The organism is uncultured Arthrobacter sp. (assembly GCF_902805515.1).
Classification (GTDB): domain Bacteria; phylum Actinomycetota; class Actinomycetes; order Actinomycetales; family Micrococcaceae; genus Arthrobacter_D.
The window spans coordinates 25,785-38,918 of sequence record NZ_CADCTE010000002.1; the positions used below are offsets into that span (position 1 = coordinate 25,785).

The window sequence follows — 13,134 nt, forward strand, 5'->3', positions numbered from 1 at the left end:
TATAGTGGACACCAGAACGCAGCTCAGAATTTCCCTGCCGTTTACTGAGGGTCTCACTGCTGAAGGATTTCCCATGGGTGCCACCGGCTTCCACAGAGCACCGCAGCTTCCAGAGCGCTGCGGGCCCGGCCCGCTCCCCCGCACTACGGCCGTCCGGACGGGCACGGCACGACCATGAAAGCCCTCTATTCCTGGGTGGACGCGTCCGCGGTGCTGTTCGACCTCGATGGCGTCCTCACCCCTACGGCCGAGGTTCACGAGACCGCCTGGCGTGAGTTGTTCGAGGGGTACCTGGCCCACTGGCCCGAACGCCGGCCCTACAGCGGCAGCGACTACTTCGACCATATCGACGGAAAGCCACGCTTCGACGGGGTGCGCGACTTCCTCGCCTCCCGCAGCATCGTCCTCCCAGAGGGCCCGCCCGACGACGACCCGGCGAGCAACACCGTCTCCTGGCTCGGCAACCGCAAGAACCGGCTGTTCAACGACATCGTCGCCTCGCGTGGGGTGCGCCCCTTCAGCGGATCGGTGCGTTTCGTCCGAGCAGCCCAGCAGCGCGGCCTGCGGCTCGCGGTGGTTTCCTCCTCGCGGAACGCCGCCGCAGTGCTCCGGGCCGCCGGACTCGAGGAATATTTCCCGGTCGTCGTCGACGGTACGGTCGCGGCAGGGGCAGGGCTCCCGGGCAAGCCCGATCCTGCCACCTTCGAATACGCCGCCTCACTTCTGGGGCTGCCCGCGGCGTCCTGCATTGTGGTCGAGGACGCCGTCTCCGGCGTCCGCGCCGGAAGCGCAGGCCGCTTCCATTCGGTAATCGGCGTCGAACGCGGAGCCGGCAGGCAGAACCTGCTCGACGCCGGCGCCACCCTGGTGGTTGATGACCTTGACCAACTCCTCTAGCACCCCGCTCCTCCGCCCACCCCTCACGAAGGGCTGCCGATCATGGCACTGATCAACGCCGACCGCGACCGTTTTCCCTGCCACCCCTGGCAGTTGGTGGAGACCTGCTTCACGCCGGGTAATACCGGCGCGGTCGAGACGATTTTCGCCATCGGCAACGGTTTCCTCGGTGTCCGGGGAGCCCACTGGTCACCTGCGGACGCGGAGCTGCCCGGCAGCTTCATCAACGGTTTCCATGAGACCTGGGACATCCAGCACGCGGAGAATGCCTTCGGTTTCGCCCGCACCGGGCAACGCATCCTGTACGTACCGGACGCCAACAACTTCACGGTCGTCATCGACGGCGAAACGCTCACCCTCGCCGGCTCGGCCGTCGTCGATTACCGGCGCACCATCGACTTCACCACCGGCCTGTACGAGTGCCGGGTGACCTGGGCGTGCCGGTCCGGGGCCACGGTCACCACGGTGGAGCGCCGGGCCGTGGGGCAGCAGACGCGCGGCGGCCTGGCCATCACCCTCGAGCTGATGACGGACAGGCAGGTCTCGGTCGATATCACCTCCTCCATCGTGAACCGGCAGGACCAGCCGGCTGAGGATCATTCCAGCCACGATCCACGCCGCTCGGGCCGGCACGCCGAACGGGTGCTGCTGCCCCTGCGGCTTGAGGGAAGCAACGGCTCGCTCCGGCTCGCCTGGGAGACCTCCGAGTCCAAGCAGAAAATCGGCGTCGCCGTCGATCACCGGATCTCCGGCCCCCAGCAGCCCTTCACCACCCAGGCCGACCAGGACGAAAGCGTCGTCCGGTACGTGCTGGCGGTCGATGAAGGCGCTCCCCTGCTGCTCGAAAAGAGCGTCGCCTACGCCTTCACCACCGCCGGTGAAGGGTCCGACATCCAGGAGGCGGCCGAAGCGGCCCTGAAACCCACCGCGGCGATCTTCGCCGAGAGCGCGGAGCACTACCGGCGTTACTGGTCGACCGCCGATATCCGCATCGGAGGCCAGGAAGAACTCCAGCAGGCCGTGCGGTGGAACCTGTTCCAGCTGGAGCAGGGCACGGCGCAGGCGGGAGTCGCGGGAATCCCGGCCAAGGGAGTCAGCGGCTCGGGCTACCAGGGCCACTATTTCTGGGACCAGGAGATCTACCTCCTTCCCTTCCTCACCTATTCGAACCCCCGGGGCGCGCGGCGGGTGCTTGAGTTCCGCCACGCACTCCTTCCCGAAGCCCGGATGCGCGCCGACGAGCTGAACGTCGACGGAGCGCTGTTCCCCTGGCGCACCATCAACGGACTGGAGGCCAGCGCCTACTACGCGTCCGGCACGGCCCAGTTCCACATCGGCGCCGCGATCGCCTTTGCTGCGAACCGGTACAGCTGGGCGAGCGGCGATACCGCCTTCCGTCAGTCCGAGGGCGCCGACCTGATCATCGAGACGGCGCGGATGTGGATGTCCCTTGGCTTCTTCGGCAAGCGCGGAGCCTTCCACATCCACGGCGTCACCGGTCCGGACGAGTACACGGCAGTGGTCAACGACAACCTGTATACGAACGTCATGGCCCGGTTCAACCTCCGCGCCGCCGCGGCCCTTCAGCACCCGGGCGTCGACGAAGGCGAACGGGACCTGTGGCTGCAGGCCGCTGCGCGCATGCAGATGCCTTACGACGACACCCTCGAGGTGTACTCCCAGGACGCCGACTTCATGACCCTCGAACCGTGGGACTGGTCCACGCCCCGCTCGCAGTACCCGCTGCTGCTCCACTTCCACCCGCTGGTGATCTACCGGCACCAGGTGCTCAAGCAGGCGGACACCGTGCTGGCCATGTTCCTCCAGTGGCAGGACTTCACCGCCGCGGAAAAGCAGCGCGCGTTCGACTTCTACGATCCGCTCACCACCGGGGACTCCACGCTTTCGCCCTGTGTCCAGGGCATTATGGCCGCGGAGGTCGGCTACGGCGACGTCGCACTGGCCCACTTCACCGACGCCGCCTTCATCGACCTTGACGACTCCCATGCGAACACCATCGACGGCGTCCACATCGCCGCCGCCGGCGGGGTGTGGCTGTCGCTGGTCAATGGCTTTGCCGGTTTCCGCGACCAGGGGCCGGTGCCCTACTTCGACCCGCGGCTGCCAGCGGCGTGGACCTCCCTGGAGTTCCATCTGAAGCTCCGCGGCGGCACGCTGCAGGTCGCACTGGCCCGGGGATCGATCACCCTGAGCTTCGACGGCGACGGCCCCCTCGACGTCCAGGTGCGGGACGAACTGGTCTCCGTGGGCGCCCGGGAGGTCACGGTGATGCTGCCGGCCCGGGAGGCGCCGGTGCCGTCGGTGTTCCGCAGCAGCTTCGCGACCGCAGGCATGCCCATCGTGCAGGCACGCCCCACCGGTCAGCGGGCGGTGCCGACCGGTCAGCAGGCCCCGTCTGCCGATCAGCGGGCGGCCCACTGAGGCAGAAATCAGGGGCTCCCGGGCGCCGGGGCACGTACAATCGCAGATAGGAGCGAAAGCGGCCCGCCCGGCCGCGGACCGGACCGTCCGTGAAGCCCGCCAGCCGCCGCCGCTCCCCCTCCACGGGTTAGGAAATGCCATGGCAATGCAGGCGGAGCTCGAGGAGCCCCGCGAACGGATCCTTTCGGCGGCGTACCGGCTCTTTATGCAGCGCGGCATCCGGGACGTGGGCGTCAACGAGCTGATCCGTGAGGCGGGCATCGCCAAGGCGACCTTCTACTACCACTTTCAGTCGAAGGACGACCTGGTCCTCGCCTTCCTCGCCCGCCGGGAGGAGGTCTTCACCGACGGTTATCTCGTTGCGGAATCCACCAGGCGGGGGAACACCCCCGAGGAGCGCCTGCTCGCCATCTTCGACGTCCTCGACGAGTGGTTCCACCGGCCGGATTATGAATCCTGTTCCTACATCAAGGTCCTGTTCGAGCTGGGTTACAGCCACCCGCTGGGCCGCGCCAGCGCCGAGTACCTGACGAAGATGCGGGTGGGCGTCCAGACCCTCGCGGGAGAGGCCGGACTGACCGACCCCGAGGGCTTCGCCCATGCCTGGGTGCTGCTGATGAAGGGCGCCATCGTGGCGGCCGCCGAGTCCGACCCCCGCGCCGCCCAACGGGCCATGCCGCTGGCCCGGTGGCTGATCGACCAGCACCAGCTGGCCGTCCGCGTCTGAGCGGAAACGCACCTCCGGCGGCCCGAACGGGCGCCGTGACGACGCACGGTGCCCTAGCGACGGCACCCGGGCGAATGTATAGTAAGCATACTGACGAATCGTTACCGGTTCGTCACCGCCCGTTCCAATCGAAGGAGACACGATGAGCACGAAGGTCGAAAAGCGCATCCTGGTGAACGTGCCGGTGAGCACCGCCTACAACCAGTGGACCCAGTTTGAGGACTTCCCCCAGTTCATGGGCGGCATCAAGAGTGTGACGCAGCTGAGCGACGACCGCCTCGAATGGGTGGCCGAGATCGGCGGAATCCGCCGCCAGTGGGAGGCGAGGATCCTGGAGCAGGTGCCGGACCGCAAGGTCTCCTGGGCGGCTACCGAGGGCGCCACCAACGCCGGTTCGGTCACCTTTGAGGACCTCGGAGGCAGCCAGACCTCCGTCACCCTGTTCCTCGAGTACGAGCCCGAGGGAGTCGTGGAGAAGGTCGGCGACAAGCTGAACGTCGTCGAGAAGCAGGCCGAAGGCGACCTCGAGCGGTTCAAGGCCTTCATCGAGTCCGAAGGCTATGCCAGCGGCGCCTGGCGCGGTTCGGTCAATGAAGGCGGTGCCGTCGGCACCCCCGGCGTCGAGCACGCGGCCGAATCCCGCGGCGACTCCGGCAAGGCCGGTGTTTCGGGCAAGGTGGTGGCCGGAGCCGTCGGCCTGGCCGCCGCTGCCGCGGTCGGTGCTGCCGCCGCCGGGCGCAGCAAGGACACCGAAACGGAGGTGGACGAGACGATCACCCCGGTCACCCCGGTCACTACCACTCCCGTTACCGAGACCGTGGCCGCTCCGACCGGCGTGACCTCCGACGAGGTCGCCGACCGGGACGTCTCAACGCCCTTCGACCAGACCAACGGCCTGGCCGATGTCGGCGGCGAATCCGACGGGACCGCGCAGAGCGACACCACGAGTGCGGCGGACCGCCTTACGGACCGCGGCACCGATCCGCTCCGCGGCGACGACCCGCTCCGCGGCGACGACCCGCTCCGCGGCGACGACCCGCTCCGTGGCAACGGGCCGGTCCGCTGACCGGAGCTCCCGCCCTCCGAAAGGAGACACAAGAAGCCCGCGGCCGTCCGGCCGCGGGCTTCTTGTGTCCGCGGCCCCGCACCGCCTAGGCTGGCGCCACGTCGACCCCTGAGAAAGCGCGGACGCACACGCCATGGCAGAGAACAAGACCCAGCCGGCCCGCACGGATCCGGCCGCGTTCCTTGAGGGCGTCCCGAACGCCTCCCGCCGGCGCGACGGACAGGCACTGCTGGCCCTCATGCAGGAGGTGACCGGCGCCCCTCCCGTCGTGTGGGGGCCCTCGATGGTCGGCTTCGGCAGGTACTCCTACCGCTATGCCTCGGGACGCGAGGGGAACGCGCTCGCCGTCGGGTTTTCACCGCGCAGCTCGGCCCTGGTCCTCTACGGGCTGACCGTTGCACCGGAAGCGGCCGGGCTCCTGGAGCGGCTCGGCCCGCACCGCACCAGCGTCGCGTGCCTCTACGTCTCCTCGCTGGCCAAGGTCGACATGGGCGTCCTTGAGGAACTGATCCGGGTTGGATACACACACATGACCACCACCGATTTCACCGTCCCGCCGGCCTGAGCCAACCCGGAACGCACAGCGGCGGCCGCCCGGACCCTCAGACCACCACGGTGGACCGCGGCAGCTCCGGGTCCGTGAGGAGGGACGCCACGGCGCGCGCGATCTTTGCCCCGCCCTGGACCGACGGCTCGATCGGATTGGCGTAATCAGCGTCCTCGTCGCAGATCAGGCGCAGATCGATCAGGGGCACCCCGCGCGAGAAGGCCGCCCGCGTGATGCAGTCGTTGAACACCGCAATCGCGGTCCGGATGACCGGCTGGTTGGGCTCACCCGGAGGCGTGTCATAGATCGTGCACACCGCCACGGGAAGGCCCACCGCCGTCACTGCCTCCAGCATCGCGTCGTAGGCCGCGGCGAACTGCCGCTGGGCAGCGCTCAGCCGCACCAGCGCGGCGGCAACGGTGGCCACCTTCTCGTCGAGCAGGTACGCGGATTGAAGGGCGTCGTTGCCTCCAACACTGACCACCAGGTGCGTGGCATCGGAAGGCAGGGACCGGAGCTGGCGTTCGACGCCGGCGATCACGTCTCCATCGACCGCCAGCAGCGAAGCCCGCCAGTCCGCCGGGAGGGCGCCGCGCAGCTGCCGCACCACATCCGGTCCGCCCGGGACATAGGCGGCGTTGTCGAAGATCGAGTCACCGAGCAGTACGGCATGACCCGCCGCACCACCCGTATTCCTTGCCGGCATGGCGCCAATCTACCAAGAAGTGCAGGCCGAGGCGGTGGGAACCGGGCGGGGCGGGGTGGCACCCCAACGCTTGACTGCGCGGCGGGAACTCCTGCGGGCGGTACCCGGGCAGCCGTTGTCCGACTGCGTCACCAGGGGGCCGAAAGGCCCGGGAATTTTGCGTTCGCGCGAATAGTTAGCACACTAAGTAAACCAGGACGCTGCGGCTCCGCCGCGGGATGGCTGATCGGAAGGATTCGAAGATGGCGCGCAATGACGGTTTTGCCGTTCGGTTCATGGGGCTCACGGGGAAACTGCGGATGTTCTTCGGGCCGGCGCAGCAGGGCTCGGTGGCCGGACCCGTCGTCTACCGCGACGACGCGGCCCAGCAGCAGCGCCAGCGCCAGCTCCAGCAGTGGGAGGTCGTGCGCAACTCCGATGGGTCCACCTACCTGGTGAACCGGGCACCCGAAGCCTGAGGCCGCTCTGCCGCCCCCCTTGCCGCGCCGATCAAAGCGGCATAGGTTCCCCCCATGGAACGAGTGAGTGGTATCGGTGGATTCTTTTTCGCATCGTCCGATCCTTCGGGGTTGGGACAGTGGTACGAGGAGCACCTCGGTGTCACCCCGCCGCCGCAAACCTACGACACCCCACCCTGGCGGCAGGAGCAGGGGCCGACCGTGTTTGCCGGCATGGATTCCGATTCTCCGGCACTCGCCCCCGGCCGGGCCTGGGCCGTGAACTTCCGGGTGCGGAACCTCGATGCCATGGTCGCCCAGCTTGAAGCGGCCGGCATCCAGGTTGAACGCGACCCCGAGGTATACCCCAACGGAACCTTCGCCGGTCTCCATGACCCCGAGGGGAACCCAATACAACTCTGGCAGCCGGCGGGAGCCGATCTTGGCCGACCGGAGGCCGGCGAGGGGTAGGACGGCATGCTGCTCGCCCGGCCGGCGGGCGCAGGGCGGATGACATCTAGAAGGCGGACGGATCCCTCGCCCTTTGCAGATCCAAACCGACAACAGATTTTTCCTTGACGATTTATTTTGTCGGTGGGAGGCTGATGCCATGCTTTCCATCCACGCCATCGACAACCGGGGCGCTGCCGTCGCCTCGCTCGACCCGATCAAGTCGCGGCTGCTTGAGGAACTTGCCGAACCCGGCTCGGCGTCCTCCCTGGCCGCAAAGGTGCGGCTTCCCCGGCAGAAAATCAATTACCACCTGCGAGCGCTCGAAGCCGTCGGGCTCGTCTCCCTCGTCGAGGAGCGCCGGCGCGGGAATATGACCGAGCGCCTGGTGCAGGCGACGGCCGCCTCCTACGTGATCTCCCCCTCGGTGCTCGACCCTGTGGCTCCGGACCCCGCCCGGTTCTCCGACCGGTTCTCGGCCTTCTGGCTCCTCGCCCTCGCCTCGCGCATGGTCGGTGAGCTGGGCCAGCTCATTGCCGGTGCCGCAAAGGCGGACCGGAAGCTTCCCACGTTCGGCATCGACGGCGATCTGTCCTTTCGCTCCGCCGCGGACCGGGCCGCCTTCGTCGAGGAGCTCGGCAGCGCCGTGGCCCGCCTCGTCGAGACCTACAGCTCCCCCGCAGACACCCCCGGAGGGCGCCGCCACCGGCTGATCGTTGCCCTCCACCCCACTCCGAAAGAAAGCACACCTTCAAAGGAGAAGCACAATGAGCACTGACCGGTCCTTCGAGATCACCGTCGACATCACGCTGGGCGCCCCGCCGGAACGGGTCTGGAAGGCCGTGACGGAGGCCGAGCCGGCGTGGATGTTCCCCACCGACGACTGGGAGGCGGAGCGGATCGTCAACGAGTTTCCGCGGCACCACATCAGCCGCATGGAGGGCCCGGACGGCTGGTTCAACCAGCTCGAACACGTCCTGACGCCCCTCGGCGACAACGGCTCCCGGCTCCACTACGTGCACAGCGGGATCTTCGTCGACAACTGGGATGAGCAGTACGACGGCGCCTCCGCCCACACCGCTTTCTACCTCCACACCCTCGACCAGTACCTGCGCCACTTCGACGGGCTCGAGGTCGCGTTCACCGACATCCAGGCCCCCGCGGGGTCGCAGGCCCCGGATGGCTTCACCCGCCTTCTCGACGCCCTCGGACTCGACGGTGCGGCCCAGGGCGACCGGCCCGTGGTGAACCTGCCCGGTGAAGGGCCGACCGACGTCGAGGTCGACTACCGGAACGAGCACTTCCTTGGGCTGCGCTCCGCCGACACCCTGTACCGGTTCTTCGGGCGCAACGCCTGGGGCGCACCGGTCGGTCTGACGGTCCACCGCTTCACCACCGGCGGGGCCGCGCCGGCCGAGGTCCAGCCCCGGGAGTGGGAGGCCTTCTTCGAGAAGGCCTACGTCTGAGCCTGCCGAACCACCGACGGAAGCCCTGCCACCTGCTTGCCCGGCGCCCGCGCCGGTGGCAGGGTTCCCTCATGGACTCCCCCACCGATCCGCGCGTCGATGCCTACCTTGCCGCGCTGCCGCAGTGGCAGCGGGACATCCTCACCGAGGTCCGCGCGCTCATCCATGAGGCCGACCCGGAGGTCACCGAGACCATCAAGCGGCGGGTCCAGCCGTACTTCGTCCTGCAGGGCAATGTCTGCGCCTTCCTGGCGGCGAAGGACCACGTCAACGTCTTCCTCTACGACGGGGCGATCGTGCCGGACCCCGAGGGAATCATCACCGCCGGACACGGCAATGCCACGGCCCGCACCGTGGCCTACCGGGAGGGCGAACCGGTCAACGCACCGGCCCTGACCGCCATGATCCGCCAGATCATCGCCAACAACCGGGCCGGCGGCTGGCGCCGGATCAAGGGCTCCCGATAGCTGCCGCCGCGGCCGGAGGTTTCACGGCCACGGCGAAGATCCGCCGGAAGGGGAACACCGTGCCGAAGGGCTCGGCGGGGTAGGCCTGCCGCAGCAGCCGGGCGTAGCCCTCCTCGAATTCGGCCGCCTCGGCCGCCGTCAGGGCCGCCAGGACCGGGCGCAGCCCCGTGCCGCGCACCCACTCGAGCACCGGGTCCTCCCCCTGGAGCACCTGGTGGTACACCGTCTCCCAGGCATCGACCTGCAGCCCTTCGCCGGCGAGCAGGCGCAGGTACCCGCCGGGTTGGTCCACCGCGTCGGCGTGGCGAAGCACTCCCCGCAGCGCGGAGTCCCAGCGCGGGGAGGCCGCATGCCGGCGCATCAGCGCGTGCGAGGGCGCCTCGAAGTTTCCCGGCACCTGGAGGGCCAGCCAGGCGCCCCCGCCCATCGCGGCCGCCCACTTCCGCAGCAGCTCCCGGTGCCCGGGCACCCACTGCAGCAGCGCATTGGAGACGATCACGTCGTCCTCCGGCCCGGGCAGCCAGGTGCCGGCGTCGCCGGTGGAAAAGGTCAGGTTGGCGGGCCGCTCCGCGCCGTCCCGTGCCCGGGCGATCATCTCCGGCGAGGAATCGAGGCCGACCACCTCGGCCGCCGGCCACCGGCGGGCCAGCGCCGCGGTAAGCTCGCCCGGTCCGCAGCCCAGGTCGACGACGCGCCGCGGGGCGGGGTGGCCGATGCGGGAGACCAGGTCGAAGAACGGCCGTCCGCGCTGGTCGGCGAACTCGGCGTACTTCCGGGGGTCCCATCGCATAGCTCACCCTAACCGCACCACGGGTAGGCTGAAACCACCATGAGGATCCAAGAGCATCTCCCTGCCCACCCGTCCGGCCAGCTCCAGGCGGACGCCGTGTACGAGGCCTTCACCGCCTGGGCTGGCTCCCGCGGGCTGTCGCTGTACCCCGCGCAGGACGAGGCGGTGCTCGAGCTGGCCTCGGGAAGCAACGTCATCCTGGCCACCCCCACCGGCTCCGGGAAGTCCCTCGTGGCCATCGCCGCGCACCTGCTCTCCTTCTCCGAAGGCCGGACCAGCTACTACACCGCGCCGATCAAGGCCCTTGTCTCGGAGAAGTTCTTCGCCCTGACCGAAATCTTCGGTGCCGAGAACGTCGGCATGGTCACCGGCGACTCAAGCGTCAATTCGGACGCCCCGATCATCTGCTGCACCGCGGAAATCCTTGCGAACCTCGCGCTGCGGGAAGGCGCCGCCGCGGAACTGGGAACCGTCGTCATGGACGAGTTCCACTTCTACTCCGACCCCCAGCGCGGCTGGGCCTGGCAGGTGCCGCTGCTCGAACTGCCGCAGGCCCAGTTCCTGCTCATGTCCGCCACCCTCGGCGACGTGAGCCTGTTCGAGAAGGAGCTCACCACCCGGACCGGGCGGCCCACCGCCACCGTGACCTCGGTGGAGCGGCCCATCCCGCTTCACTTCTACTACGTCGAAACCCCGGTGCAGGAGTCGATCGAGGAACTGCTCTCGACCAACCAGGCCCCGGTCTACGTCGTGCATTTCAGCCAGGCCGAGGCCATCGAGCGGGCGCAGAGCCTGATGAGCGTGAACGTGTGCAGCCGGGCGGAAAAGGACCGCATCGCCGAACTGATCAGCACCTTCCGGTTCTCCTCGGGCTTCGGCAAGACCCTCAACCGGTTCGTCCGCCACGGAATCGGCGTGCACCACGCGGGGATGCTCCCCAAGTACCGGCGGCTCGTGGAGCAGCTGGCCCAGGCGGGCCTGCTGAAGGTCATCTGCGGCACGGACACCCTCGGCGTGGGCATCAACGTCCCCATCCGGACGGTGCTCCTCACGGCGCTCAGCAAGTACGACGGCGTCCGGACCCGCCTGCTCAACGCCCGGGAGTTCCACCAGATCGCCGGCCGGGCCGGCCGGGCCGGCTACGACACCGCGGGCACCGTCGTGGTCCAGGCCCCGGAACACGTCGTGGAGAACACCAAGGCGATGGCCAAGGCCGTCTCCAAGTTCGGCGACGACCAGAAGAAGCTGCGCCAGGTGGTGCGGAAGAAGCCGCCCCAGGGCTTCGTGTCCTGGGGCAAGCCGACCTATGAGCGCCTCGTCGACGGCGTGCCGGAGCCGCTGACCTCCTCCTTCACGGTCAGCCACTCGATGCTGCTGAACCTGCTCGAGCGCCCTGGCAACCCCTTCAAGGCCGCGCAGCGGCTGCTCGGGGAGAACCACGAATCCCGCTCCTCGCAGCTGCGGCTGATGCGCCGGGCCATCGGCATCTACCGGGAACTGGTGGCCGCGGGCATCGTGGAGAAGCTGCCCGAGCCGGACGCCGACGGGCGCCAGGTCCGGCTGAAGGTGCACCTGCAGGCGAACTTCGCCCTGAACCAGCCGTTGTCCCCGTTCGCGCTCGCCAGCCTGGAACTGCTCGACCCCGAGGCGCCGGCCTACGCCCTCGACGTCGTCTCGGTCATCGAGGCGACGCTGGAGAAGCCCCGGCAGGTGCTCTCCGCCCAGGAAAAGAAGGCCCGGGGCGAGGCGGTCGCCGCGATGAAGGCCGACGGCGTCGACTACGACGCCCGGATGGCGCGGCTTGAGGAGATCAGCTACCCGCAGCCCCTCGCCGAGCTGCTGCAGCAGGCCTTCGATGTCTACCGGGCCGCGGCGCCGTGGCTTGGGGACTTCGAGCTCGCCCCGAAGTCCGTGGTGCGGGACATGTACGAGCGGGCGATGAGCTTCGGGGAGTACGTGGCGTTCTACGCCCTCACCCGTTCCGAGGGAATCCTCCTGCGCTACCTCGCCGACTGCTACAAGGCGCTGCGCCAGACAGTGCCGACGGACGCGCTGCGGGAGGACCTCAGCGACATCATCGAATGGCTGGGCGAACTCGTCCGGCAGGTCGACTCGAGCCTGCTCGACGAATGGGCGCGGCTGAGCGCCGGCGAACCGACGGGAGTCGACACCGGCCCCGAGGTGGACCTGCCCGAGGAGCCGCCGTCGCTGACCTCGAACGAGCGCGCCTTCCGGGTGATGGTGCGCAACGAGATGTTCCAGCGCGTGCAGCTGTTCGCCGACGAGCGCGACGAGGCGCTGGGGGCACTCGATGCCGACTCCGGCTGGACCGCAGACCGGTGGGCCGAGGCTCTGGACGGGTACTTCGAGGAGTACGAGGACATCGACGACGGTCCGGAGGCGCGCGGGCCGAACCTGCTCATCATCGAGAAGCTGCCGGGGGTATGGAAGGTCCGGCAGATCTTTAAGGATCCCGCCGGCAACAATGACTGGGGCATCAACGCCGTCATCGACCTCGCCGCCTCCGACGCGGCCGGCACGCCCGTGGTGGAGGTCACCGGGGTGGGCGCGCCGTAGGGTACGGTCCCCGCCGCGGCACAGGCCCTCGATAGGCTTGGAGGATGAACACCGTCCGCGAAGCCCGTCCCGGCGACGTCCCCACCATCCTCCAGCTCATCCACGACCTGGCCATCTACGAGAAGGAACCGGATGCCGTGAAGAACACGGTCCCCCGGCTCCAGGAGGCCCTCTTCGGCGACACCCCCTCCGTGTACGCCCACGTGGCCGAGGCCCACGGAGAGATCCAGGGCTTCGCCCTGTGGTTCCTGAACTACTCGACCTGGGAGGGCGTGAACGGCATCTACCTCGAGGACCTCTACGTACGCCCCGACGCACGCGGCGCCGGACACGGCAAGGCCCTGCTGCGCCGGCTCGCGCAGATCGCCACGGAACGCGGCTACGCCCGGGTCGAGTGGTCCGTGCTCGACTGGAACGAGCCCTCCATCCGGTTCTACGAGAGCCTGGGTGCCCGCCCGCAGTCCGGCTGGTCCACCTTCCGCCTGACCGGTGCCGCCCTCAGCGGCTTCGCCGGAACGGCGGCACAGTGAGGGCCCCAGCCGGCAGCGGCTTCTCCAGCGGG

14 protein-coding genes are annotated in these 13,134 nt (G+C 68.9%); 12 read left to right on the forward strand and 2 right to left on the reverse strand.

The window, feature by feature from the left end; all coding sequences use genetic code 11:
• Positions 1-174 precede the first annotated feature (174 nt).
• The 5 genes from QZX79_RS00820 (at position 175) to QZX79_RS00840 (ending at position 5,697) form a co-directional block, all read left to right on the forward strand.
• Positions 175-897 carry an HAD family phosphatase gene (locus QZX79_RS00820; protein ID WP_294563366.1) on the forward strand — a complete coding sequence of 241 codons (723 nt, stop codon included), beginning with the start codon at positions 175-177 and terminating at the stop codon, positions 895-897.
• Positions 898-939: 42 nt separating this feature from the next.
• Positions 940-3,339 carry a glycoside hydrolase family 65 protein gene (locus tag QZX79_RS00825; protein ID WP_294563370.1) on the forward strand — a complete coding sequence of 800 codons (2,400 nt, stop codon included), beginning with the start codon at positions 940-942 and terminating at the stop codon, positions 3,337-3,339.
• 139 nt (positions 3,340-3,478) lie between these two features.
• The gene (locus tag QZX79_RS00830) at positions 3,479-4,066 is read left to right on the forward strand and encodes a TetR/AcrR family transcriptional regulator (protein WP_120168281.1); all 588 of its coding nucleotides are present in this window, start codon (positions 3,479-3,481) and stop codon (positions 4,064-4,066) included.
• Between the two features lie 142 nt (positions 4,067-4,208).
• Positions 4,209-5,132: an SRPBCC family protein gene (locus QZX79_RS00835; protein ID WP_294563375.1), complete on the forward strand. Its 924-nt coding sequence runs from the start codon at positions 4,209-4,211 to the stop codon at positions 5,130-5,132.
• A gap of 133 nt (positions 5,133-5,265) precedes the next feature.
• Entirely contained in the window at positions 5,266-5,697 is a 432-nt protein-coding gene (locus QZX79_RS00840) for a DUF1801 domain-containing protein (protein ID WP_294563378.1), read from the forward strand.
• A gap of 37 nt (positions 5,698-5,734) precedes the next feature.
• On the opposite strand, the gene QZX79_RS00845 is transcribed toward QZX79_RS00840, so the two are convergent.
• A complete protein-coding gene (locus QZX79_RS00845; RefSeq protein WP_294563380.1) occupies positions 5,735-6,385 on the reverse strand; it encodes an SGNH/GDSL hydrolase family protein in 651 nt (216 codons plus the stop codon).
• Between the two features lie 242 nt (positions 6,386-6,627).
• Between QZX79_RS00845 and QZX79_RS00850 the strand changes: the two genes are divergently transcribed.
• From QZX79_RS00850 to QZX79_RS00870, 5 genes are all read left to right on the forward strand, one after another.
• Entirely contained in the window at positions 6,628-6,843 is a 216-nt protein-coding gene (locus QZX79_RS00850) for a hypothetical protein (RefSeq protein ID WP_294563383.1), read from the forward strand.
• Between the two features lie 54 nt (positions 6,844-6,897).
• On the forward strand, positions 6,898-7,293 hold the full coding sequence (locus QZX79_RS00855) for a VOC family protein (RefSeq protein WP_294563385.1): 396 nt from the start codon (positions 6,898-6,900) through the stop codon (positions 7,291-7,293).
• 139 nt (positions 7,294-7,432) lie between these two features.
• Positions 7,433-8,050: a helix-turn-helix domain-containing protein gene (locus QZX79_RS00860; protein ID WP_294563387.1), complete on the forward strand. Its 618-nt coding sequence runs from the start codon at positions 7,433-7,435 to the stop codon at positions 8,048-8,050.
• Complete coding sequence (locus tag QZX79_RS00865; RefSeq protein WP_294563389.1) at positions 8,040-8,738, forward strand: SRPBCC domain-containing protein; 699 nt, start codon at positions 8,040-8,042, stop codon at positions 8,736-8,738. Before QZX79_RS00860 ends, QZX79_RS00865 begins: the two co-directional genes overlap by 11 nt.
• 71 nt (positions 8,739-8,809) lie before the next feature.
• Entirely contained in the window at positions 8,810-9,205 is a 396-nt protein-coding gene (locus QZX79_RS00870) for a DUF1801 domain-containing protein (protein ID WP_294563392.1), read from the forward strand.
• Here QZX79_RS00870 and QZX79_RS00875 read toward each other — a convergent pair.
• Positions 9,189-9,995, reverse strand: a complete 807-nt coding sequence (locus QZX79_RS00875; RefSeq protein WP_294563396.1) for a trans-aconitate 2-methyltransferase — start codon at positions 9,993-9,995, stop codon at positions 9,189-9,191. The genes QZX79_RS00870 and QZX79_RS00875 overlap by 17 nt on opposite strands.
• A gap of 39 nt (positions 9,996-10,034) precedes the next feature.
• Between QZX79_RS00875 and QZX79_RS00880 the strand changes: the two genes are divergently transcribed.
• Together QZX79_RS00880 and QZX79_RS00885 are read left to right on the forward strand one after the other, a co-directional pair.
• Positions 10,035-12,572 carry an RNA helicase gene (locus QZX79_RS00880; RefSeq protein ID WP_294563397.1) on the forward strand — a complete coding sequence of 846 codons (2,538 nt, stop codon included), beginning with the start codon at positions 10,035-10,037 and terminating at the stop codon, positions 12,570-12,572.
• A gap of 44 nt (positions 12,573-12,616) precedes the next feature.
• Positions 12,617-13,102: a GNAT family N-acetyltransferase gene (locus QZX79_RS00885; protein ID WP_294563399.1), complete on the forward strand. Its 486-nt coding sequence runs from the start codon at positions 12,617-12,619 to the stop codon at positions 13,100-13,102.
• The last annotated feature ends 32 nt before the right edge of the window (positions 13,103-13,134 follow it).